Here is a 20,826-nt window from a genome sequence, read left to right as displayed (position 1 = left end):
CGAGCCTCAGACGCAAGCGTCTGAGGCTCGTTTCTTATTTCTTTTTCTTCGGCCGGGCGTTCTTTTTGGGCTTGGCCACGGCCCAGCCCGCCTTGCGGGCGGGGCGGGAGCGGGTGGGCTGGGCCTTGCCCTTGGCGGGCGCGGGCTTGCCCCGGCCGGAGGGATTCTCCCCCGGCTTGGCGGGGCCGTTGGGCCGCAGGAGACAGCCCTTGCCGTAGCCGATCAGATCCTCCCGGTGGGTGCGGTGGAGGGCCTCCCGCACCAGCGGGCGCTTCTCCGGGCGCTTCCACTGCATCAGCGCCCGCTGCATCGCCTTCTCGTGGGGATCACGGGGCACATACACCGGCTGCATGGTGCGGGGATCAATGCCGGTGTAGTACATGCAGGTGGACAGGGTTCCCGGCGTGGGGTAGAAGTCCTGCACCTGCTCCGGCTGGCGGCCGGTGCGGTTGATCCACTCCGCCAGCCGCACCGCGTCGTCCAGGGTACAGCCCGGGTGAGAGGACATGAGGTAGGGCACCAGGTATTGCTCCTTGCCGTACTTCTGGTTCAGCCGCTCGTACTTACCCTTGAACTTCTCATAGACCTCGATATGGGGCTTGCCCATATAGTCCAGTACGCCGCTCACACAGTGCTCCGGGGCCACCTTGAGCTGGCCGGAGACATGATACTTCACCAGCTCGGCAAAGAACTCGCCGCTCTTGTCCTGGAGCATATAGTCGAAGCGGATGCCGGAGCGGATGAACACCTTCTTCACCCCCGGCACCTGCCGGATCTTGCGCAGGAGCATCAAATAGTCGGTGTGGTCGGCGTCCAGGTTGGGACAGGGCGTGGGGGCCAGGCAGGCCCGGCCCCGGCACATTCCCGCCTTCATCTGCTTCTTGCAGGCGGGGCGGCGGAAGTTGGCGGTGGGGCCGCCCACGTCATGGATATAGCCCTTGAAGCCGGGGTGGCGGGTCAGGGCCTCCACCTCCCGCAGGACGCTCTCATGGCTGCGGGAGGTGATGATCCGTCCCTGGTGGAAGGCCAGGGAGCAGAAGTTGCACGCCCCGAAGCAGCCCCGGTTGTGGGCCACGGAGAAGCGCACCTCCTCGATGGCGGGCACGCCCCCCATCTCGTCATACATGGGGTGGGGTTCCCGGACGTAGGGCAGCTCGGCCACGAAGTCCAGTTCGGCAGTGGTGAGCGGCATGGCCGGCGGATTGACCACCAGCAGCCGGTCGCCGTGGCGCTGGAGGATGGCCTTTCCCCGGACGGGGTCGTGCTCCTCATACTGGATCTGGTTGGCCTGGGCATAGGCCCGCTTATCCGTGGATACCGCCTCAAAGGAGGGGCACTCCACCTTTGGATAGGCACACGCAGAAGGATCTTTGGCAATAAAGGCAGTTCCCTTTACATCTGTAATCTCCCGGATGGGCGTTCCGGAGGCCAGACGAGCCGCAATTTCCCGGGTGGCGCGCTCTCCCATGCCATAGACCAGCAGATCCGCTTGGCTGTCAAAGAGGATGGCGCGGCGCACCTTGTCCTCCCAATAGTCGTAGTGGGCAAAGCGGCGCAGACTGGCCTCCAGGCCGCCGATCACCAGCGGAATGTCCCCAAAGGCCTCCCGCACCTTGTTGGCATAGACGATCACCGCCCGGTCGGGCCGCAGGCCGGCCCGATTGCCCGGGGAATAGGCGTCGTCATGGCGGCGCTTTTTGGCCACGGTATAGTGGGCCACCATGGAGTCGATGTTGCCGCTGGAGAGCAGAACGCCCAGCCGCGGGCGGCCCAACGCTGTAAAGGAGCTGGCCTTGCGCCAGTCCGGCTGGGCCAGGATTGCCACCCGGTAGCCCTCGGCCTCCAGCACCCGGGAAATAATGGCCGGGCCAAAGGAGGGGTGGTCGACATAGGCGTCGCCGGTGATGACCAGGAAGTCAAACTCCTCCCAGCCCCGCTCCGCCAGATCCGCTTTGGTGACAGGCAAAAATTGATTCATAGGTTCCTCATGATTCCTTGGCTTCAAATCCAATGTATTTTTCCAGAACATCCAGCGGGCCGCGGGCGCCCGGCTCCTCCCCCACCTTGACAAAGCCGTACTTCTGGTAGAAGCGCTGGGCAATCCCGTTGTCCGGCGCGCAGCACAGCCGCAGGCGGTCCCGTCCCAGAGGCCGGTAGGTGGATACCGCCTGGCCCAGGAGCTGCACCCCCAGGCCCTGGCGCCGGTGGGCGGGAGACATGTACAGGAAGGGGATATAGCCCACGCCGTCGTCAGCCCCCCGGTCCAGATCCATCTGGAGCAGGCCGGCCGTCTCGTCCCGCTGCATGGCGCACATCACCGCCCGCTCCGGGGCCCGTTTCCAGCAGCGCAGGGCGTCCCTCTGGAACGCGTCCCCGTCGAAGGGCACCGCCGGGCCGTTCACATCCTGCCAGGCCTCATGGCGGGCCGACCGGTACACCGTCCCCTCCTTTTTCAGGTTGAGGGGCCGGAACCACAGGTTTGCATCGCCGCTTGTTCCGTCCCGCTCCTTCCACCACCGCTGGCGGGCCAGGGTGGAGATCTCGTCGGGCAGGTGGGAGTTATCGTTCTCAAAGACGGTGCGGGCCGTATCGCCCTCCACCTCCAGGCAGGTGACGGCGGTGTTGTCGCTGTGGCCCAAGCCGTCCATCTCGCCGGGCCCCAGCCCCCGGAGGGCCCCCTGGAGGCAGCGGATGGCGGTGCCGTGGGAGAACAGGGCGATCGTCTGGCCCGGGTGGGCCGCCGCCAGGCGGAGCACCGCCCCCTTGAGCCGCGCCTGTACCTGGGCGAAGGTCTCGCCCCCCTCCACCCGGAAGTCCGGGGAGCTGTGGTTAAAGCGGATCAGATTCATGGCGTCGCACCGCTCCAGCTCGCCCCAGGGCTTGTCCTCCCATGCGCCCAGGCTGATCTCCCGCAGGCCCGGATCGGTGTGCAGCTCCAGACCGTGGGACAGGTAGACCGCTTTGGCGGTGGTCATTGTACGGAACAGGTCGCTGGAGTACACCGCGTCGATATGTATGTCCGCAAACCGTCCCCGCAGGGCCGCGATCTGCCGGTAGCCGTTATCGGTAATCAGGCTGTTATACCAGCCGTGTACCCGGCGGTAGAGATTTCCCTCCGCCTCCGCGTGGCGGACCAGATAGACGGTTGTCATCGCTTTACTGCACCTCTGAATCTGAAATCCATTGTTCTCATACCTCTAGAGTCTTTTCCAGCTTGGAGACAATATGCTTCTCCTCGCCGCACTCATCTCCCATGCCGCCCAGCGCACTGGCGGCAGTGAGATGGAGACGGAGCCGCCCCTCCAGCTCGTCCAGCACTGCCGTCACCACCATCTCGCTTCCGGTTCTGTGAAGATACTTGACCAACACCAGAACCAGAACCGAGCCGCCGGGGGTCTCCAGCCGGTAGCGCTCCGACACCTGTCCATTGCTGAACCCGCTGCGCACGATCACATCCTGAATGCGGTCCGCACAGCCCTCCATGGGCAGCTTGGGGTAGAACACTTCTGTATAAGCCATATCCTTTTCCTCAGAGCCGATAGTGGCTCAACGCGTCGTGGACGACTCCCTCGAAGGACTCCGCCGCCCCCCAGTCAAAGCGGAAGAGTCCCTCACCCCCGCCTCCGCCGATACAGTGGACGCGGGTGCGGCCGGTAAAGTCGTCCAGGACCACGGTGAGGGTGAGCCGGTTGCCCGCCCGGTAGTAGTGCTTCTCATAGACCGCCACCACACAGGTGCCGCCGCCCGGGTGGGTAAGCTCATAGTGGTCAACCAGCTCCCCGGTGACGCTGTCGGTCACCGCCGCATGGATGGCTTCCCCGCACTCCCGCAGTCCCAGGGAGACAGAATACGAATCCTCCATCTTTTTCCCTCCCGCCTTCAGCCGTCCAGATAGGAGAACAGCTTCTCCCGCAGGGCCTCGCTGTACTCCTCCGCCGCTGTCTTGCTGTCTCCGCTCTGCCGGAGCATTCCCGCCCCGCCGGTGACCGTCCAGTAGAGCCGGGTGCGCCCCTCCAGGTTGTCCAGCACCGCCGTCAGGGTGAGGCGGCTGCCCATGCGGAGAAAGTACTTTTCAAAAAGCAGCACCATGCCACAGAGATTCTCGCCCTGGCGCAGCTCATGGCAATCCACCATCCGGCTGGACAGCCCCGCACGTTCCACCAGCTCGGACACGGTGCGGGCCGCCTCCGCCACGGACAGGTTCAGATAACAGGTGTTCCGCTCCATCGGCGCGCACCTCCATTCACCACGGCACGACCGCCCCGGTAAAGTCGGATACCTTGTTCAGCCCCTGGCGCTCCGCCAGGGACGCCAGGCCGTCCCGCACCTTGATGGGGGCATAGGGATCGTCAAAGCAGGCGGTGCCCACCGCCACGGCGGAGGCCCCGGCCAACAGGAGCTGGGCCGCGTCCTCCCCCTTGGCTACGCCGCCCATGCCCAGGATGGGCAGCTTCACGGCCTGGGCCACCTCCCACACCATGCGCACCGCCACCGGGAGCACGGCGGGTCCGGACAGGCCGCCGGTGTTCATCTTCAAAATAGGCCGGCGGGTACGCACGTCGATGCGCATCCCCCGCAGGGTGTTGATGAGGGACAGGGCATCCGCCCCCGCGTCCGCCACGGCCCGGGCGATCTCAGTGATGTCGGTGACGTTGGGGGAGAGCTTCACCATCACCGGCACTCTCCCGGCGTGGGCCTTGGCCACCGCCGTCACCTCGGCGGCCAGCTCCGGCTTGGTGCCATAGGCCAGGCCGCCCGCTTTCACGTTGGGGCAGGAGATGTTGACCTCGATCATGTCCACCCCAGCGGCGGAGAGCTTTTCGCACATGACGCCGTATTCCTCCGGGGTATTGCCCGAAATGTTGGCGATTACCGCCAGATCATGCTTTCTCAGCTCGGGCAGCTCTTCCGCGATAAAGGCGTCCACTCCGGGATTCTGGAGGCCCACGGAGTTGAGGATGCCCATGGGGGTCTCCGCGATGCGGGGGGGCGGGTTGCCCTCCCGGCGGCAGAGGGTCAGACCCTTGCAGCAGATGCCGCCCAGCTCGCTCAAATCATAAAACCGGCCGTACTCCCGGCCGAAACCGAACGTGCCGGAGGCCACCACCACGGGGTTTTTCATCCGCACCCCGGCCAGCACCACGGACTGATCCACCTTAGACATTCCACTCCACCTCCTCCGCGTCAAACACCGGGCCGTCCTTGCACACGTGCTTCATGGTGCCGTCGGCCATCTGGATGGCGCAGCCCAGGCAGGCCCCCACGCCGCAGGCCATCCGCTCTTCCATGGACACCTGACAGGGTACGCCGTATTCCGCCGCCACGGCAGCCACGTTTTTCAGCATGGGCTTGGGGCCGCAGGCCAAAACCGCTGTAAAGTTTTTATCCTTTTCAAGAACAGCCCGCACCTGAGCATCCACAAAGCCTTTCTGTCCTAGGCTTCCATCATCACTGCAAAGCAAAACATCTTTACAGCATTTCTGAAATTCCTCGGTCAGCATGGCACGGTCTGCCGACCGGAAGCCCAGTACGGCGGTGCTCTGCCCCGCCGTCCACTTGGCGCAGCCCAGCATGGGGGGGACGCCGATGCCGCCCCCCACCAGGAGGCAGCGGGCCTCTCGCTCCACTTGGAAGCCGCAGCCCAGGGGGCCCAGTACGTCCAGGGTGTCCCCCGCTTTCCGGCGGGCGAGCCACTCGGTGCCCTCCCCGCGCACCTCAAAGACGATGCGCAACCGGTTCTTCCCCCAGTCGCAGATGGAGATGGGGCGGCGGAGCAGGCAGCTGTGGCCGCACTTCACATGGACAAACTGATCCGGCCCCTGGGGCTCCATCCCCTCCGCCTCCAGGGTGAGGGAGCAGGCAAATTCATTGAGGCGCACCGCCTCTGCGACGGTACAGAGCTTTTGTATTGGCATGGGTGTGTCCCCCTCTGTTTCCTTGGTTTACTGGATGGCGATAAACCGGCAGATGTCGTCCCGCATGGCGATTGCGGCGGCGCGGGCGGCCTCTTGGTAGTCCGCGCCGTTTTTGCCCGTCTTCTGCCAGGCACAGATGATGCCCCGGGAGGAGTTGACAATGGCGCCCCGGCCCTTGTCCTGGAAGGCATACTGCACATCCTCGGCGGTGCCGCCCTGGGCCCCGTAGCCGGGCACCAGCAGGAAGGTGTGGGGCATCCGGGCGCGGAGCTTCTGCAGCTCCTCCGGATAAGTAGCCCCGGCCACCGCGCCGGCCCGGGTATAGCCGTACTTCCCCTCAGTGCCGGCTCCCCACTTCTCAATGAGGTCGGCCATAAGGCCGTAGACGGTGTCTCCCTCCCCGGCGGCTACGTTCTGGAGCTCGCCGGAGCCGGGGTTGGAGGTCTTGGCCAGGATAAACACGCTCTTGTCCCGTTCCCCCGCCACCTTTAGGAAGGGGTTGACGCTGTCCGCGCCCATGTAGCCGTTGAGGGTGACGCAGTCGGCGTTGAAGCCCCCGCAGAGGGCCTCCCCCACCTTGGTGACTCCCAGCCAGGCGTCGGCGTAGGCCTCCGCCGTGGAGCCGATGTCCCCCCGCTTGATGTCGGCGATGACGTACATGCCCTTCTCGTGGGCGTAGCGGATGGTCTTTTCCAGCGCGGCCATACCGTGCCAGCCCAGGCGTTCATAATAGGCGGACTGTGGCTTGACGGCGGGTACAACATCGCACAGGGCGTCGATGAGGCCCTTGTTGAACTGGAAAACGGCGTCGGCGGCCCCCTCCAGGGTCTCGCCGAACTGTTCATAGGACGCTTTGCGGATGTGCTCCGGCACATACTCGGGCTTGGGATCCAGCCCCACCACTGTGGGGTTTTTCATACGGATAATTTTCTCCTGCAATACATCAAAGGACATCCCGCTCATTCTCCTTCCCGGTAGACGATCTCGCCGCCTACAATCGTATATTTCACTTTCCCCCGCAGGGTCTTTCCCCCAAAGGGGGTGTTGCGTCCCTTGGAGGCGAAGCGGTTGGGGTCCACCGTCCACGCCTCGTCGGGATCGAAGATCACCACGTCGCCGTCTGAGCCGATGGCCAGCCGCCCCTTGGTGGGCAGGCGCAGGATGCAGGCCGGGTTGATGGTCATCCGGCGCAGGATGTCGGACAGGGCCATCTCGCCCGTATGGTAGAGGTAGGTCAGCGCCACAGCAAGGGCGGTCTCCAGGCCCACCATGCCGCTGGGGGCGTCGGTCAGGGGCCGGGCCTTTTCCTCAGCGGAGTGGGGGGCGTGGTCGGTAGCGATGGCGTCAATGGTGCCGTCCTTCAATCCCTCGATAATGGCCTCCACGTCCGCCTTGGTGCGCAGGGGCGGGTTCACCCGTGCCAGGGCACCCTGGGCTAAAATCTCGTCCTCGGTGAGACTGAAATACTGAGGGCAGGTCTCACAGGTGATCTGTACGCCCTTGCGCTTGTACCGCCGCACCAGGGCCACCGATTTGGCGGTGGAGATGTGGCAGATGTGCACCGCCCCGCCGGTCTCCTCCGCCAGCATGGCATCCCGGGCCACCATCAGCTCCTCGGCGATGGCCGGCCGGCCAGCCAGCCGGAGCTGGCGGGAGATACGCCCCTCGTTGACCGCGTAGTTCTTCACCATGTCGGCGTCCTCACAGTGGGAGAGAATCGTCAGGTTTTGCCGGTGGGCCAGGATCAGGCCGTCCCGCATTAAATTGGCATTCTGGACCGGCACCCCATCGTCGGACAGGGCCACCGCCCCCGCCCCCTTCAGGGCCTCAAAGTCGGTGAGCTCCTGCCCCTGCTGTCCCCGGGTCACCGCCCCAATGGGCCAGACATGGACGCCGCAGGCCTCCGCCGCCCTCTGCTTTACAAATGCAATCTGCTCCGGGCTGTCGGTGGCCGGGCGGGTGTTGGGCATACAGGCAATGGAGGTAAAGCCCCCATGGGCCGCGGCCGCCGCGCCGGTCTCGATGGTCTCTTTATATTCAAAGCCGGGCTCCCGCAGATGTACATGCATATCCACCAGCCCGGCGCACACGGTCAGTCCCCGGGCATCGATCACCCGGGCGTCGGGCTCGTTGATGTTGCTCCCGATGACCGCTACCTTTCCGTCCTCAACCAGCACATCCATAATCCCGCCGATGCCCCCAACCGGGTCAACCAGCCGTCCCTGCCGTATCAGCAGCTTCACGAAATCACTCCTTTCACATTGAAACCGTTCCAAACCGCCATGCAGAGCACAGCAAAAAAGGGTACAGGTCCACCCCCGTCCCCTCCACAAATTGAACCGTATCATGCCGCATACATTATACCTTGAAACACAGTTTTTAGCAACGGATTTTTCTGCGTTTCCGGCAATAATAACAGCGGACGCTGATGCAGAAGGGAGCGAAGCAATATGACGAAGCATGCGTTTCTGGAAGGGATGGGCCTTGGCGTGCTGGCGGGCGCCGCCATCGGTATGGCGGTGGCCGCCAAGAGCATGCAGAGCCCCGACGTGCGCCGGATGGCCCGGCGTGCCGTCCGCAAGATGGACCACATGAAGGACGACTTGGCGGACACCCTGGGCCTGTAAGCTCAAAAAGAGGTGCGGCTAAAAAGCCGCACCTCTTTTTTATACTTGACTTTCATTTTATTTATGTCATATTTAATATAGTTAAACTAAAAGTAAAAGGAGAATTAAATTGGAGCTTAATAAAATCCCCCAGTGGATGCTCGCTCTCGAACCGGAGGACGCCGCCTTTCTCAAAAATTTCGCGCTCAAGTCCGGCTCTCTGAAGGAGATCGCCCGGCTCTACCAGGTCTCTTACCCCACGGTCCGTCTGCGGCTGGACAAGCTCATCCAGAAGATCGAGCTGGCCGACCAACATGAGGAGGAGCCCTTCACCGCCTTTATCAAGGGGCTGGCGGTGGACTCCCGCATTGATGTGGAGACCGCCAAACTGATCATCGACAAATACGAGAAGGAGGGGAAACCGATATGAGAGAGTTTGCAGTTCTTTTCATTTCCCTGGCCCTTTTGGCGCTGGAATACTATCTGGGTACCCGGAGAAAGCCCCTGCTGGGGGCTCTGCTGCCCGGCGGGATCCTCCTGCTGCTGGCCGGCCTGTCCATCGCGCTCCGGGATGCCTCCGGCCTGCTTTCAGGTATTCCATGTGCCGCGGGACTGGCCGCCGCCTGGCTGATCGGGCGGAACAAGGCCACGGCGGCAGAAAAGGCCGAGCTGGAGAAAATGAAGGCCAAGGATCTGTAAGGAGGGAGCGCCATGAACCAACCGTCCACACTGAAAGAGCGTATCCTACAATATGCCCAGGTACATCTGGGCGCGGAACCGGAGCACCTCTGGGCTAAATTCCCCCGCTATGCCGTCCTGCGCCACAGTGAAAACGCCAAGTGGTTTGCGGTCTTTCTGGAGGTTCCCGGAACCAGGCTGGGGCTGGAACGACCGGAGTCCGTCGACATTCTCGATGTAAAATGCGGCCCGCTCCTGGCCGGCTCCCTTCTCGGCATCCCAGGCATCCTGCCCGCCTACCACATGAACAAGTCCAACTGGGTCACCCTCCTCCTGGACGGCTCGCTCCCGGAGGAGGAGATCATCCGCCTGCTGGAACTGAGCTACGATCTGACGAAGCCGGCTGCCCGGCGAGCCGGGCGGCCGAAGGCGGAGTGACCGCCCCTACAGCATCCGCAGAATCTCCCGCTTGAGCCGGCTGATGATGCGCTTTTCCAGGCGCGAGATGTAGGACTGGGAGATACCCAGCCGGTCGGCCACCTCCTTCTGGGTGCGCTCCGGGCGGCCGTCCAGGCCGAAGCGCAGGGTGATGATCTCCCGCTCCCGGTCCTCCAGCTTCTCCAGCGCGTCGGAGAGGAGCTGGAGGTCCACGTCCGCCTCGATGGGCTTCATCACCAGATCGCTCTCTGTTCCCAGGATGTCGGAGAGGAGCAGCTCGTTGCCGTCCCAGTCGGTGTTCAGGGGCTCGTCGAAGGAGACCTCGCTCTTCAGGTTGGCCGTCTTGCGCAGATGCATCAGTATTTCGTTCTCGATGCACCGGGAGGCGTAGGTGGCCAGCTTGATGTTTTTTGCGGGCTGATAGGTATTGATGGCCTTGATGAGGCCGATGGTGCCGATGGAGATCAGATCCTCAATGCCCACGCCGGTATTTTCAAAGCGGCGGGCGATGTAGACCACCAGCCGCAGGTTCCGCTCAATGAGCTGGGACTTCACACCCTCGTCCCCACCGTCCAGACGGGCGATCAGCTCCGCCTCCTCGTCCCTGGACAGAGGCGGCGGCAGGGTGTCGCTCCCCCCGATATACATGATCTTCCCCGGCAGCTTGAGCCCCAGCCGGGCCAACAGCCACTCCACGCCCACAAACAGGCGCAGTCTCCAACCGTTCATAGCCATCCTCCCACATCGTCTGTTTATGTACCAATCAGCGCGTGATAGCCGCCCCCGTCGGTGAGGCGGGTGGGGGACAGGGCCAGCAGCAGCTTGCCGTAGTCCTCCGTCCCCACCCGCGCCCCGTCCAGGCGCAGGGCCAGCAGCATGCCGCACTCCACCCCCACCGCCTGGTAGGGCAGCAGGCGGCACCGCCCCTGCCAGCCCTGGCGGCCCAGCCGCTCCAGGGCCTCCACCGGGCGGCGCAGCTCCTCGGGAGCCGGCGCCTGCCCGTCGGGAAAGAGAGCCCCCACCTTCTCCCCCTCCGCCACCATCACCGGACGTCCGGTGGCGGGGTCTGTGAGGGTGTTGCCCGTATCCACCAGGGCGGTAAGGGCCACCCGCCGCCCCTCCAGGGTGAGCACCGCAGGCACCAGCTCCCGGCGCAGGCCGCTGTGCCGGGCGGTGCGTTGGAACAGCAGGGTGATGAGCACATAGCACCCCGCCGCCGACAGGAGGATAAGGCGCAGATCCATGGCGGAATAAAAGATGCCGTTTTGCAGAGTGAGCCCCCGCCCGCCCAGGAGCTGGAGGGCGAACACGCCGCCGCCGAAGGCCGCGGACACGGCAAAGAATACCAGACTCACCCGCAGGAGGCGGCGGCTTTTGCCGTAGCCCGCCAGCAGGGCCAGCACCGCCGCCCCCAGCTTGCAGAGGGGATGGAGGAGAAAGCCCATGCCCGGCAGGACGGCGGCGGCGGCGTAGGCCGCCCCGATGGCCGCCCCCAGAGCCAGCCAGCCCCGGCGGAGTATCTCGCCGGACAGGCGTCCGGCGGCCAGCAGCAGGAGATAGTCCACCACAAAGTTGAGCAGGAACAGCTCATCCAGATAGATCACCGTCACCCCGCGTCCCCCCCTGTCCTCTGGCCTGTCGTTTCCCATTATAGAGGGCCACGTCCACAAAAAAGGTCAAATCCGGGACGGGCAAAAAAAGAAGCTGACGCGCTGCGCGCGTCAGCCAGCCTGTCGAACTTTTTGAAGCTTTAGAAAAGCTTCAAAAAGTTGTTTGATCCAACGCGAAAGGGAACTCTGACGGTTCCCTTTCACACTATCCCTCCCTCCGAATCCTTTCGCAGGAGGGCTTATTGACCGTCTGGCTGACGCGCTATGCGCGTCAGCTTCTTTTTCGTTTCCGTCACACGGTCAGCAGGGGCGCCCGGGTCTTGAGCAGCTCGGTCAGCGGCGGGCCCCAGGAGATGACCTCCAGGCCCATGTCCCGCAGCGCCTGCTCCACCCCAAGCTCCTTGGCGCAGGTAATACAGGCCGAGAATTTCACCCCCTGCTCCATGGCCAGGACAATGCGCTCCCTCACCGCAGGATCTGCGGCCGCCAGACGGGCGGTCTCCCCCCAGAGGATCACCGTCACCTTCTCCCACCAGCCCCGTACCAGGCTGTTCACCGCGTACATCAGAACCATCTTGTCAAAGACCACCGGATCGGCGTTGGTCCACAGAATATGCAGGTGTTGTCCGTCCATCTCAATACTCCTCTCTTTGTGTCACAGCCCCCGCCACAGCTCCGGCCGGACGGCCTGCCCGCCGGACAGCGCCCCGTCCAGTAGAGACAAAAGCCGGGCCTTGTCCTCGGGCAGTCCGCCCTTCAAGGGCAGATAGTTGGAGGCGTGGTCGCTGGTGAAATGAAGGGGCTCCACCTCCAGGCGTTCCAGCAGCAGCCGGGTCTCCTCCAGGGCCTGCCGGGCGGTGAGCAGCCGGAACTCCCCCCGCGCGGCCGCGTCACCCAGCACCGTTCCCCGCTCGGGGAGGTAAGTCAGGGCGGAGAAGTGACGGGGTCTCATGGCGTTGATCAGGGCCGCCGTGTCCAGGGCGTGGGCTCGGGATGCCTCTCCCTGCCCGGCCAGGCCGATCAGCACCATGGCCCACAGGTCAAAGCCTGCCGCCGTTATGCGCCGTCCGGCCTCCAGCATACCCGCGGCGTCCACCCCCTTGCGCACCGCCCGCAGCACCGCGTCGCTGCCGCTCTCCACCCCCAGGTAGAGACGCACCAGCCCCGCCCGGCGGAGGGCCGCCAGCTCTTCCTCCGTCTTGCGCAGGGTGCTGCCCGGGCCGGCATAGGCGTTGACCCGCTCGAGGGAGGGGAAGGTCTCGTACAGCCGGTCCAGGACGGCCAGCAGCTCCTCTGTGTCCATGGCCACCGCGTCCCCGTCGCAGAGGAACACCCGCTTCACGTCTCCATAGGCCGCCCTGGCCAGGGCAATATCCTCAAAAATCTCCTCCAGCGGGCGCACCCGGTAGCGTTTGTCCTTATACATGCCGCAGAAGGTGCAGGCGTTGTGGGAGCACCCCACCGTCACCTGGAGCAGATAGCTCTTCCACTCTCCCGGCGGGCGGTAAACCGTCCCCTCGTACCTCATGCCTGGGGCTCCTCCGTCCGCAGCACCCGCTTGATGCTCTTCTCTGCCTTGCTCCGGGGGAGCATCAGCTCGTGGCCGCAGCCCTCGCAGCGCAGCTTGAAGTCCATTCCCACCCGCAGCACCAGCCACCGCCGGCTGCCGCAGGGGTGCTCCTTCTTCAATTCCAGCACATCGCCCACATGGATGTCCATATCCGCGTCCCTCCCGTTTCCTTCGTAACGCCTATTATACCCTGTCAATTCAGGACCGGCAAGTGCATATAGTAGTCTATCGGAAAAAAATGACTGTGGAAACGAAAGGATTTGGTCACATTGAGGAGCCGCTTCCTGCCCGAGGGGCGTCTGTTACATACACCGGAAAACGAGGCCGCCTGCGCCTCCCGCGACGGCCTCCGCCGGGCCATGGAGGAGGAGACGGTGCTGGAGGGGGTTGCCCAGCTCTGCGACGGGGCCCACAACCTGCTGGTGTCCGTAGGGCCGTTTACCGGCTTTCTCCCCCGGGAGGAGGCCGCGCTGGGCATTGCAGAGGGCACCACCCGGGAGATCGCCATTCTCTCCCGGGTGGGCAAGCCGGTCTGTTTTCAGATCACAGCTCTGGAGGAATCTGAGGGCGTCCTCCGGCCCCGCCTCTCCCGCCGCCGGGCCCAGCAGGCCGCCCTGGACGCCATGCTTGCCGGGCTGCATCCCGGCTGTATCCTCCCGGCTGTGGTCACCCACCTGGAGTCCTTCGGGGCCTTTGTGGACATCGGCTGCGGCGTTCCCTCCCTGATCGGGATTGAAAACATCTCCGTCTCCCGCATCCCCCACCCCGACCAGCGGTTCCGGGTGGGGCAGGCCATCTTCGCCGTGGTACAGGAGCTGGACCCCAAGCTGGGGCGGGTGTACCTGACCCACCGGGAGCTGCTGGGCACCTGGGCGGAGAACGCCGCCCGCTTTCAGGCGGGCATGACGGTGCCCGGTATCGTCCGCGGGCTCAAGGAGTATGGGGCCTTTGTGGAGCTCACCCCGAATCTGTCCGGCCTGGCGGAGCGGAAAAACGGCCTGCGGGAGGGGGACCGTGTGTCCGTCTACATCAAGGCTATCCTGCCTGAGCGGATGAAGATCAAGCTGCTGGCCATCGACACCCTGCCCCCGCTGAACGTCCCCGCGCCGCTGGAGTATTTTCTCACCCAGGGACAAATTGAAAAGTGGAAATACGCCCCCGAGGGCTGTGTCAAGGTGGGCGCGGAGACCATATTCGCCTGAAAAACAGGAGCGCGGCTATGCCGCGCTCCTGTTTTATGCCTCGGGGCCTTTGATCTCGTCCCAGTACCGCCTGGCGGCCTGCTCATTCTTGTTGTCGCCGTAGTGGTAGTAACACCTATCCGCCAGCAGGTCGGGCAGATACTGCTGGCGCACCCAGTGGCGCGGAAAGTCGTGGGGGTAGAGGTAGCCCTGCTCCCGCTCCATCCCCGCCGAGTCGGCGTGGACGTTCTGGAGGTGGCGGGGGTAGTCGCCGGTCTTGCCCGCCCGCACATCGGCCTGAGCGGCGGCGATGGCCTCGTAGACCGAGTTGGACTTGGGGGCGGTGGCCAGCAGTACCACCGCCTGGGCCAGAGGGAGGCGGGCCTCCGGCAGCCCGAGCTGGAGAGCGTTGTCCACGCAGGCCTTGACGATCAGGGCCGCCTGGGGGTAGGCCATGCCCACGTCCTCGCTGGCGGAGCAGAGAATCCGCCGGATGGCGGTGGTCATGTCCCCCGCCTCCAGCAGGCGGGCCAGATAGTGGAGGGCCGCGTCGGGGTCGGAGCCCCGCATGGACTTCATGAGGGCAGAGGCGATGTCGTAGTGATCGTCTCCCTCCCGGTCGTACCGCATGGCGGAGCGCTGCGCCACCGTCTGGGCATCGGCCAGGGTGACCACCAGCCGCTCCCCCTCCCGCCGGGCGGAGCTGAGCAGCAGCTCCACCGCGTTCATGGACTTGCGCACATCGCCCCCGCAGGCGGTGGCAATGTGCTCCCGCACGCCATCCTCGCAGTCCACCTCCGCACCTAGGCGCTCCCCCATGAGCCGGATGCCCCGGTCGATGGCGGGCAGCACGTCGACGGCCTCGATGGGCTTGAATTCAAACACGGTAGACCGGCTGAGCACCGCATTATACACGTAAAAATAGGGGTTCTCCGTGGTGGAGGCGATCAGGGTGATCTTGCCGTTCTCCATAAACTCCAGCAAAGACTGCTGCTGCTTCTTGTTGAAGTACTGAATCTCGTCCAGATAGAGCAGCACCCCATCGGGGGCCAGCATGGTGCCGATGTCCTTGATGATGTCCTTGATGTCCGAGATGGAGGCCGTGGTGGCGTTGAGCCGGTGGAGGGGCCGGTTGGTGCGCCTGGCGATGATGTTGGCCACCGTGGTTTTGCCGGTACCGGAGGGGCCATAAAAGACCAGATTGGGGATGTGTCCCCCCTCAATGATGCGGCGCAGCAGGCCGTTCTCCCCCAAAATGTGGCGCTGGCCCACCACCTCGTCCAGGCTCTGGGGGCGGATCTCGTCGGCCAGGGGCCGGTATGACATTGGGCATCCCTCCTCGTTTGGTCGCCCCTATTCTAACACATGTTCGAGCCCCCGTAAAGAGCGGCGGATACTATTCATCCCCCTCCACGGTAAAGATCTCCTCAATCGGTACGCCGAATACCTTGGCAATGTTCCAGGCCAGCACCAGCGAGGGATTATAGCGCCCCTTCTCCAGGTTGCCGATGGTCTCCCGGCGTACTCCCACCCGCCTGGCCAGCTCCTCCTGCTTCAGGTCGAAGCGGGCCCGGTACTCCTTGATGCGATTGGTAATCATGCCCGCGCGTTCCACCATTCCCGGCAGCCGCACAGGAAGCTGGAGAGGGCATATACCATCACTCCCACTCCCCAGCCCAGCCCGCTGCTGAGGTACAGCGCCTCCGTCGTCCCTCCGCCAAGGGCCAGGAGCAGCAGCGTCCCCGCCGCCGTCACTCCCATGCCCACGAAAAAGCCCCGTGCGGCCGAGCGGAGAATCTGGCCCTCCTGCATCTCGTCAGCCTTGGCAAAAAAGTACTGAAAGTCCACCGCAAAGGCAAAAAAGCCCAGGAAGTATTTCTCCCCGGTGAACACCCCTACGAACCCCAACAGGGACAGCAGGCCAATCAGCCCATACCATCGTTTGTCAGCCATTCAGATACACTCCTTTTATGTGGTGTATTTCGCTCTTTATATTATAAATATACCACATCAAAGGCGTTTGTCAAGAGAAAAACGGCGGCCTGCCGAAGCCATTTTTCGACAGGCCGCCGTCTCTGCTCATGCGTACTCCGTTTTGTTTATTCGTACAGGGGATATTTGCCGGTAAGCTGGGCCACCTGGTCCCGCAGCTCGTCCTGCTTGCCCTCAAAATCGGTGGCGGTACGCCACATGATGGAAGCGATGACCTCCATGTCCGCTTCCTTGAAGCCGCGGGTGGTGGCGGCGGGCGTACCCACCCGGATACCACTGGTGACGAAGGGCTTCTCCGGATCGTTGGGGATGGCGTTCTTGTTGACGGTGATGTTCACCTCGTCCAGCCGCCTCTCCATCTCCTTGCCGGTGAGGCGGGCAGGGCGGAGATCCACCAGCATCAGGTGGTTGTCGGTGCCGCCGCTGACCAGATCGAAGCCCTCGGCCATGAGGGCCTTCGCCAGGGCGGCGGCGTTTTTGAGAATCTGCTCCTGGTAGGCTTTGAACTCCGGCTTCATCGCCTCCCCCAGGGCCACGGCCTTGGCGGCGATGATGTGCTCCAAGGGGCCGCCCTGGCTGCCCGGGAAAATGGCGGAGTCGATTTTCTTGGCCAGCGCCTCCTTGCAGAGGATCATGCCGCCCCGGGGGCCGCGGAGGGTCTTGTGGGTAGTTGTGGTCACTACGTCGGCATAGGGCACCGGGGAGGGGTGGAGCCCCACAGCCACCAGGCCGGCGATATGGGCCATATCCACAAACAGATAGGCCCCCACCTCGTGGGCGATATCGGCAAAGGTCTTGAAGTCGATGGTGCGGGGATAGGCGGAGGCGCCGGCCAGGAGCATGCGGGGCCTGTGCTTTTTGGCCAGATCGCGCACCTGGTCGTAGTCGATGTAGCCCTGGTCGTTGACGCCATAAGCCACGATATTATAGTTTTTTCCCGAGAAGTTGACCGGTGAGCCGTGGGTCAGGTGGCCTCCGTTGGCCAGATCCATGCCGAGCACCGTGTCGCCGTGCTCACACAGGGCGGCGTACACCGCATAGTTGGCGTTGGCGCCGCAGTGGGGCTGCACATTGGCGTGGTCGGCCCCAAAGAGCTGGCAGGCCCGTTTGCGTGCGATATCCTCCACCACGTCCACGCACTGGCAGCCGCCGTAATAGCGTTTGCCGGGATAGCCCTCCGCGTACTTGTTGGTGAGCACTGTGGCCGCCGCGGACAGCACCGCCGGGCTGACAAAGTTCTCCGACGCGATCAGCTCGATGTTGCGCCGCTGGCGGTCGTACTCTGCCTGAACCGCCGCCCCTACCTCGGGGTCTTGTCCGGCAAGAAACTCCATGATATCCTTGACCAAATCCGACTCCACCTTTCTCAAATTTGACTGTACCGTTTATTATACAGAATCCCACTTTAAATTACAATCGCCCTATTTGAAAAAAGGCTCTCGTTTTTTGGCGGATTCTATGCTATATTGTCTAAGAGGTGATTCGATGAAAAACCATGAGGACGTCCTGGCTATCGTAGAGGAGCTGAAGAAGCTATACCCCGAAGGGCTCTGTTCGCTCCAGTACCCCAAGCCCTACGAGCTGCTCTTTTCCGTGCGTCTGGCCGCCCAATGTACCGATGAGCGGGTCAACATGGTCACTCCCGCCCTCTTTGCCCGCTTTCCCACCCTGGAGTCTCTGGCCCAGGCCGACCCCGCCGAGGTGGAAACCTATATCCATTCCACCGGCTTCTTCCGGGCCAAGGCCCGGGACATTGTAGCCGCCTCCCGCATGCTGGTGGAGCAGTACGGCGGCCGGGTGCCCGACACCATGGAGGAGCTGCTCAAGCTGCCCGGTGTGGGCCGCAAGACCGCCAACCTGATTTTGGGCGACGTGTACCACACCCCCGGCGTAGTGGTGGCGGACACCCACTGCATACGCATTACCGGCCGACTGGGCCTCACCGACGGCACCAAGGACCCGGCCAAGGTGGAGGAGCAGCTCCGGCCCACCCTGCCGCCGGAGGAGTCCAACGACTTCTGCCACCGGATGGTGCTCCACGGCCGGGCGGTGTGTATGGCCCGCAAGCCCGACTGCCCCAACTGTACCCTGCGCCCCTGGTGCGATTTCTACACAAAGTCCTGACTCCAGCAGGAGAGGCCCCGCCGGACAGACCGGCGGGGCCTCTGTGCTATTCCTGCGGCGCCTAGCTCACAATGCACTTGTCCTTCCACCTTCCACGGCAATAGGACACCACGCAGATCAGCAGGCCCAGGGCCCAGCCGATGGGATAGGCCCAATAGATCTCCTCCGGGCCGAAGAAATAGGCCAGCGCATAGGCCACAGGGATGCGGGCCGCCCAGAGGGAGATGATGGAGGCTACCATGGGCACTGTCGTGGCGCCTGCGCCGCGGAGGACGCCGTTCATGATAAACATCATGGCCAGAATGAACATCAGGGAGAGGGCCCGGAGCAGGTATGCCTCCCCGGCGGCCACCACGCCGGGCTCCCGGTTGAAGAGCATCAGCAGGGGCCGCCGCAGGGGCAGCACCACCGCCGACATGGCCAGGCATACCAGAGTGCCCAGCACCAGGGCCCGGCGGGTCCCGGTCTGTACCCGGTCCAGCCTCCCCGCCCCCATGTTCTGTCCCACATAGGTGGTGGCGGCGATGGAAAAGGACTCGATGGGCATGAAGGCGAAGGTGTCGATCTTGTTGGCGGCGGTGAAGCCGGCCGCAAAATCGTTGCCGAAGCCGTTGATCAGCGCCTGCATGATGAGTATGCCCACCGCGAACTGGCACTCCTGTATCGCGGAGGGTATGCCCAGACGGATCACCTGCCCCAGCAGGCGCCGGTCCAGCCGCATCCGGAACAGGCGGATATGGAGGAAGGGGTACTTTCGGTTGATGTAGAAGATGCCGAACACCCAGGAGCAGATCTGGGCCAGAATGGTGGCCAGGGCCACGCCGAACACGCCCCAGGAGAACACCAGCACAAACACCAGATCCAGCACAATATTGATGACACAGGCGATGAACAGGAAGATCAGGGGCGTCCGGCTATCCCCCAGGCCGCGCATGATGCCGCTGTTCATGTTGTAGCCCAGAGTACCGATGATGCCGCCCAGCACCACCATGCAGTAGGTCCGCGCCTGCTCATAGGCCTCCTGCGGCACCCGGATCAGGGTGAGCAGCGGCCCGCTGGCCAGCACGCCCAGCAGGGTCAGGGGCACAATGATCACCAGCAGGGCGCTGTAGATGGTGTCCACCGTGCGCCCCACCGCCCCTTGGTCCCCGGCGCCCACATACTGGGCGATCATGATGGTCGCGCCCATGGAGAATCCGAGGAAGAGGGAGGATATCAGGAACATGATAGAGAAGCCCGCGCCCACGGCGGTGAGGGCGGAGGAGCCCACATAGTTGCCCACCACCACCGAATCCACCATGTTGTAGAGCTGCTGGAGCACATTTCCCGCCAGCAGGGGCAGGGAGAACAAGACGATCAGCCGGGTCGGCGACCCCTGAGTCATGTCCATGGCTCCGTGCCCGTTCCGCTTGATCTCACTCATTGCCTCTCCTCCCCATCCGTTTTATCTCCTCGCCCGCTCATAGATGATGCGCAGGCCGTCCAGCACCAGTTGGGGATCCACCACGTCGATCAGCTCTGTGTTGTCCGCCACCAGCCGGGACAGGCCGCCCGTGGCCACCACCTTGGTGTCCGGCTGGCCGATCTCCTCCTTGGCGTGGCGGATGAGGTACTCGATGGCCCCGATGTAGCCCAGCACCGCCCCAGCCTGGATCTGCCCCACGGCGGTGGTGCTCAGCACTGTGTCCGGCTTCACCAGCTCCACCCGGGGCAGCAGGGCGGTCTTCTGGAACAGGCCGTCGATGGACACCTGCACCCCGGCGGTGATGCAGCCGCCCAGGTACACCCCCTCCCGGCTCACCGCGTCCAGGGTGGTGGCCGTTCCGAAGTCCAGCACCACCAGCGGCGCGCCGTATTTGGCGATGGCCGCGATGTCCGCCGCCGCCCGGTCGGGGCCCAGGCGCTCGTCGCTGTCGCACTCCACGTAGGGCAGGCCGGGGTCCAGCACCTCGTCCAGCACCAGCGGGGTCTTGCCCACATACTTCTGCACCGCCCGGCTCAGGGTATGCATCACCTGGGGGGCCACCGAGCCGATCACCACATCCTCCACCTGCCCCAGCTCCAGGCCGAAGCGCTGGAAGTACTGGCACAGCCAGAGCCCCAGCTCGTCGGAGGTACGGTTGGCGTCCGTCATCAGACGGAAGCTCCCCACCAGCTCCTCTCCCCGGTAGACGCCGAACTCCATATTGGTATTGCCTACATCAATGACCAGCAGCATACTGCTCCTCTCCCTTCTCAGATATGCGACAGATAGCACACCGCGCCGCCCTCCTCCAGGACAGCCACGGCGTAGGTGGGCTGAACCAGGCTCCCGGCGGCGCCGGGGTTGACGATCCACAGGCCGTTCTGGAACTCGCAGAGGGCCTCGTGCGTGTGGCCGAAGCACAGAAGTCCCGCCCCCGCCTCTCGGGCCGCGCGGATGGCCGCCCCGGGCCCCATCTTCACGTGGTAGGTGTGGCCGTGGGTCATCAGGATTTTACACCCCTCCAGGGTAAAGCACCGCTCGTCCGGCAGATCCGGCCGGCGGCCGTCACAGTTGCCCGGCACATAGGTCACAGGAATATCGGGAAACTGACGGGCCAGCTCCTCCGCATCCCGGGCCAGATCCCCCATATGGAGGACGCGGTCCGGGTGCTCCAGGCGCACCACGTCGGCCATGTTGGCCACGTTGCCGTGGGAGTCGGAAAAAAGTACCAGCTTCAAGGTATCACC

General features: G+C 64.1%; 27 protein-coding genes. 6 read left to right on the top strand and 21 right to left on the bottom strand.

Annotation, left to right across the window (positions count from 1 at the left end; all coding sequences use genetic code 11):
- Positions 1-34: 34 nt before the first annotated feature.
- The 9 genes from HMPREF0372_RS01445 to HMPREF0372_RS01405 are packed head-to-tail and all read right to left on the bottom strand — an operon-like array spanning position 35 to position 8,158.
- The gene (locus tag HMPREF0372_RS01445; protein WP_007488307.1) at positions 35-1,978 is read right to left on the bottom strand and encodes a YgiQ family radical SAM protein; all 1,944 of its coding nucleotides are present in this window, start codon (positions 1,976-1,978) and stop codon (positions 35-37) included.
- Between the two features lie 7 nt (positions 1,979-1,985).
- Positions 1,986-3,152, bottom strand: a complete 1,167-nt coding sequence (locus tag HMPREF0372_RS01440; RefSeq protein WP_007488306.1) for a bifunctional histidine phosphatase family protein/GNAT family N-acetyltransferase — start codon at positions 3,150-3,152, stop codon at positions 1,986-1,988.
- 37 nt (positions 3,153-3,189) lie between these two features.
- Positions 3,190-3,519, bottom strand: coding sequence for a hypothetical protein (locus tag HMPREF0372_RS01435; protein ID WP_007488305.1), 330 nt, complete (start codon positions 3,517-3,519; stop codon positions 3,190-3,192).
- 10 nt (positions 3,520-3,529) lie between these two features.
- Positions 3,530-3,862, bottom strand: coding sequence for a DUF6054 family protein (locus HMPREF0372_RS01430; RefSeq protein ID WP_007488304.1), 333 nt, complete (start codon positions 3,860-3,862; stop codon positions 3,530-3,532).
- Positions 3,863-3,879: 17 nt separating this feature from the next.
- Positions 3,880-4,227 (bottom strand): DUF6054 family protein, encoded by a 348-nt coding sequence (locus HMPREF0372_RS01425; protein ID WP_007488303.1) that lies wholly within the window; start codon positions 4,225-4,227, stop codon positions 3,880-3,882.
- 16 nt (positions 4,228-4,243) lie between these two features.
- On the bottom strand, positions 4,244-5,164 hold the full coding sequence (locus tag HMPREF0372_RS01420; protein WP_007488302.1) for a dihydroorotate dehydrogenase: 921 nt from the start codon (positions 5,162-5,164) through the stop codon (positions 4,244-4,246).
- Complete coding sequence (locus tag HMPREF0372_RS01415) at positions 5,157-5,915, bottom strand: dihydroorotate dehydrogenase electron transfer subunit (protein WP_007488300.1); 759 nt, start codon at positions 5,913-5,915, stop codon at positions 5,157-5,159. The genes HMPREF0372_RS01420 and HMPREF0372_RS01415 overlap by 8 nt, the downstream gene beginning before the upstream one ends.
- 27 nt (positions 5,916-5,942) lie before the next feature.
- Positions 5,943-6,869, bottom strand: a complete 927-nt coding sequence (gene pyrF / locus HMPREF0372_RS01410) for an orotidine-5'-phosphate decarboxylase (RefSeq protein ID WP_039996457.1) — start codon at positions 6,867-6,869, stop codon at positions 5,943-5,945.
- 5 nt (positions 6,870-6,874) lie between these two features.
- Entirely contained in the window at positions 6,875-8,158 is a 1,284-nt protein-coding gene (locus tag HMPREF0372_RS01405) for a dihydroorotase (RefSeq protein ID WP_007488298.1), read from the bottom strand.
- Between the two features lie 207 nt (positions 8,159-8,365).
- Here HMPREF0372_RS01405 and HMPREF0372_RS19935 point away from each other — a divergent pair, with 207 nt between their 5' ends.
- From HMPREF0372_RS19935 to HMPREF0372_RS01390, 4 genes are all read left to right on the top strand, one after another.
- A complete protein-coding gene (locus HMPREF0372_RS19935; RefSeq protein WP_007488297.1) occupies positions 8,366-8,542 on the top strand; it encodes a hypothetical protein in 177 nt (58 codons plus the stop codon).
- A 109-nt stretch (positions 8,543-8,651) separates the two neighbouring features.
- Positions 8,652-8,951, top strand: a complete 300-nt coding sequence (locus tag HMPREF0372_RS01400; protein WP_039996456.1) for a DUF2089 family protein — start codon at positions 8,652-8,654, stop codon at positions 8,949-8,951.
- The gene (locus HMPREF0372_RS01395) at positions 8,948-9,220 is read left to right on the top strand and encodes a hypothetical protein (protein WP_007488294.1); all 273 of its coding nucleotides are present in this window, start codon (positions 8,948-8,950) and stop codon (positions 9,218-9,220) included. The genes HMPREF0372_RS01400 and HMPREF0372_RS01395 overlap by 4 nt, the downstream gene beginning before the upstream one ends.
- Before the next feature lie 12 nt (positions 9,221-9,232).
- Positions 9,233-9,637 (top strand): MmcQ/YjbR family DNA-binding protein, encoded by a 405-nt coding sequence (locus HMPREF0372_RS01390; RefSeq protein ID WP_007488293.1) that lies wholly within the window; start codon positions 9,233-9,235, stop codon positions 9,635-9,637.
- 6 nt (positions 9,638-9,643) lie between these two features.
- On the opposite strand, the gene sigE is transcribed toward HMPREF0372_RS01390, so the two are convergent.
- The 5 genes from sigE to HMPREF0372_RS01365 form a co-directional block, all read right to left on the bottom strand.
- Positions 9,644-10,366, bottom strand: coding sequence for an RNA polymerase sporulation sigma factor SigE (sigE, locus tag HMPREF0372_RS01385; protein WP_039996455.1), 723 nt, complete (start codon positions 10,364-10,366; stop codon positions 9,644-9,646).
- Between the two features lie 23 nt (positions 10,367-10,389).
- Positions 10,390-11,247 (bottom strand): sigma-E processing peptidase SpoIIGA, encoded by an 858-nt coding sequence (locus HMPREF0372_RS01380; RefSeq protein ID WP_009256746.1) that lies wholly within the window; start codon positions 11,245-11,247, stop codon positions 10,390-10,392.
- 292 nt (positions 11,248-11,539) lie between these two features.
- A complete protein-coding gene (locus HMPREF0372_RS01375; RefSeq protein WP_007488289.1) occupies positions 11,540-11,881 on the bottom strand; it encodes a hypothetical protein in 342 nt (113 codons plus the stop codon).
- A gap of 21 nt (positions 11,882-11,902) precedes the next feature.
- Positions 11,903-12,775, bottom strand: coding sequence for a B12-binding domain-containing radical SAM protein (locus tag HMPREF0372_RS01370; protein ID WP_007488288.1), 873 nt, complete (start codon positions 12,773-12,775; stop codon positions 11,903-11,905).
- On the bottom strand, positions 12,772-12,966 hold the full coding sequence (locus tag HMPREF0372_RS01365; RefSeq protein ID WP_007488287.1) for a DUF951 domain-containing protein: 195 nt from the start codon (positions 12,964-12,966) through the stop codon (positions 12,772-12,774). Before HMPREF0372_RS01365 ends, HMPREF0372_RS01370 begins: the two co-directional genes overlap by 4 nt.
- Positions 12,967-13,077: 111 nt before the next feature.
- On the opposite strand from HMPREF0372_RS01365, the gene HMPREF0372_RS01360 reads away from it, so the two are divergent.
- The gene (locus HMPREF0372_RS01360) at positions 13,078-14,019 is read left to right on the top strand and encodes a S1 RNA-binding domain-containing protein (RefSeq protein WP_039996453.1); all 942 of its coding nucleotides are present in this window, start codon (positions 13,078-13,080) and stop codon (positions 14,017-14,019) included.
- Between the two features lie 33 nt (positions 14,020-14,052).
- Here HMPREF0372_RS01360 and HMPREF0372_RS01355 read toward each other — a convergent pair whose 3' ends face one another.
- The 4 genes from HMPREF0372_RS01355 to HMPREF0372_RS01340 form a co-directional block, all read right to left on the bottom strand.
- Positions 14,053-15,324 (bottom strand): replication-associated recombination protein A, encoded by a 1,272-nt coding sequence (locus HMPREF0372_RS01355; RefSeq protein ID WP_007488285.1) that lies wholly within the window; start codon positions 15,322-15,324, stop codon positions 14,053-14,055.
- 70 nt (positions 15,325-15,394) lie between these two features.
- Positions 15,395-15,598: a helix-turn-helix transcriptional regulator gene (locus tag HMPREF0372_RS01350; protein ID WP_009256741.1), complete on the bottom strand. Its 204-nt coding sequence runs from the start codon at positions 15,596-15,598 to the stop codon at positions 15,395-15,397.
- Positions 15,595-15,951, bottom strand: coding sequence for a DUF3796 domain-containing protein (locus tag HMPREF0372_RS01345; RefSeq protein ID WP_007488283.1), 357 nt, complete (start codon positions 15,949-15,951; stop codon positions 15,595-15,597). The genes HMPREF0372_RS01350 and HMPREF0372_RS01345 overlap by 4 nt, the downstream gene beginning before the upstream one ends.
- Before the next feature lie 146 nt (positions 15,952-16,097).
- The gene (locus HMPREF0372_RS01340) at positions 16,098-17,324 is read right to left on the bottom strand and encodes a serine hydroxymethyltransferase (RefSeq protein WP_155116944.1); all 1,227 of its coding nucleotides are present in this window, start codon (positions 17,322-17,324) and stop codon (positions 16,098-16,100) included.
- 151 nt (positions 17,325-17,475) lie between these two features.
- Between HMPREF0372_RS01340 and nth the strand changes: the two genes are divergently transcribed.
- Complete coding sequence (nth, locus tag HMPREF0372_RS01335; RefSeq protein WP_007488280.1) at positions 17,476-18,114, top strand: endonuclease III; 639 nt, start codon at positions 17,476-17,478, stop codon at positions 18,112-18,114.
- A gap of 61 nt (positions 18,115-18,175) precedes the next feature.
- Here nth and HMPREF0372_RS01330 read toward each other — a convergent pair whose 3' ends face one another.
- Genes HMPREF0372_RS01330 through HMPREF0372_RS01320 form a run of 3 tightly spaced genes read right to left on the bottom strand, consistent with a single transcriptional unit; the run spans position 18,176 to position 20,817 of the window.
- Positions 18,176-19,537, bottom strand: coding sequence for an MATE family efflux transporter (locus HMPREF0372_RS01330; protein WP_007488279.1), 1,362 nt, complete (start codon positions 19,535-19,537; stop codon positions 18,176-18,178).
- Positions 19,538-19,558: 21 nt separating this feature from the next.
- Positions 19,559-20,332, bottom strand: a complete 774-nt coding sequence (locus HMPREF0372_RS01325) for a type III pantothenate kinase (RefSeq protein WP_007488278.1) — start codon at positions 20,330-20,332, stop codon at positions 19,559-19,561.
- A 17-nt stretch (positions 20,333-20,349) separates the two neighbouring features.
- Positions 20,350-20,817, bottom strand: a complete 468-nt coding sequence (locus HMPREF0372_RS01320; RefSeq protein ID WP_110503314.1) for a metallophosphoesterase family protein — start codon at positions 20,815-20,817, stop codon at positions 20,350-20,352.
- Positions 20,818-20,826 lie beyond the last annotated feature (9 nt).

This window comes from Flavonifractor plautii ATCC 29863 (assembly GCF_000239295.1).
Classification (GTDB): Bacteria; Bacillota; Clostridia; order Oscillospirales; family Oscillospiraceae; genus Flavonifractor; species Flavonifractor plautii.
Note: the sequence above shows the minus strand (reverse complement) of the source record. Positions and strands in the feature narration are given on the sequence as shown.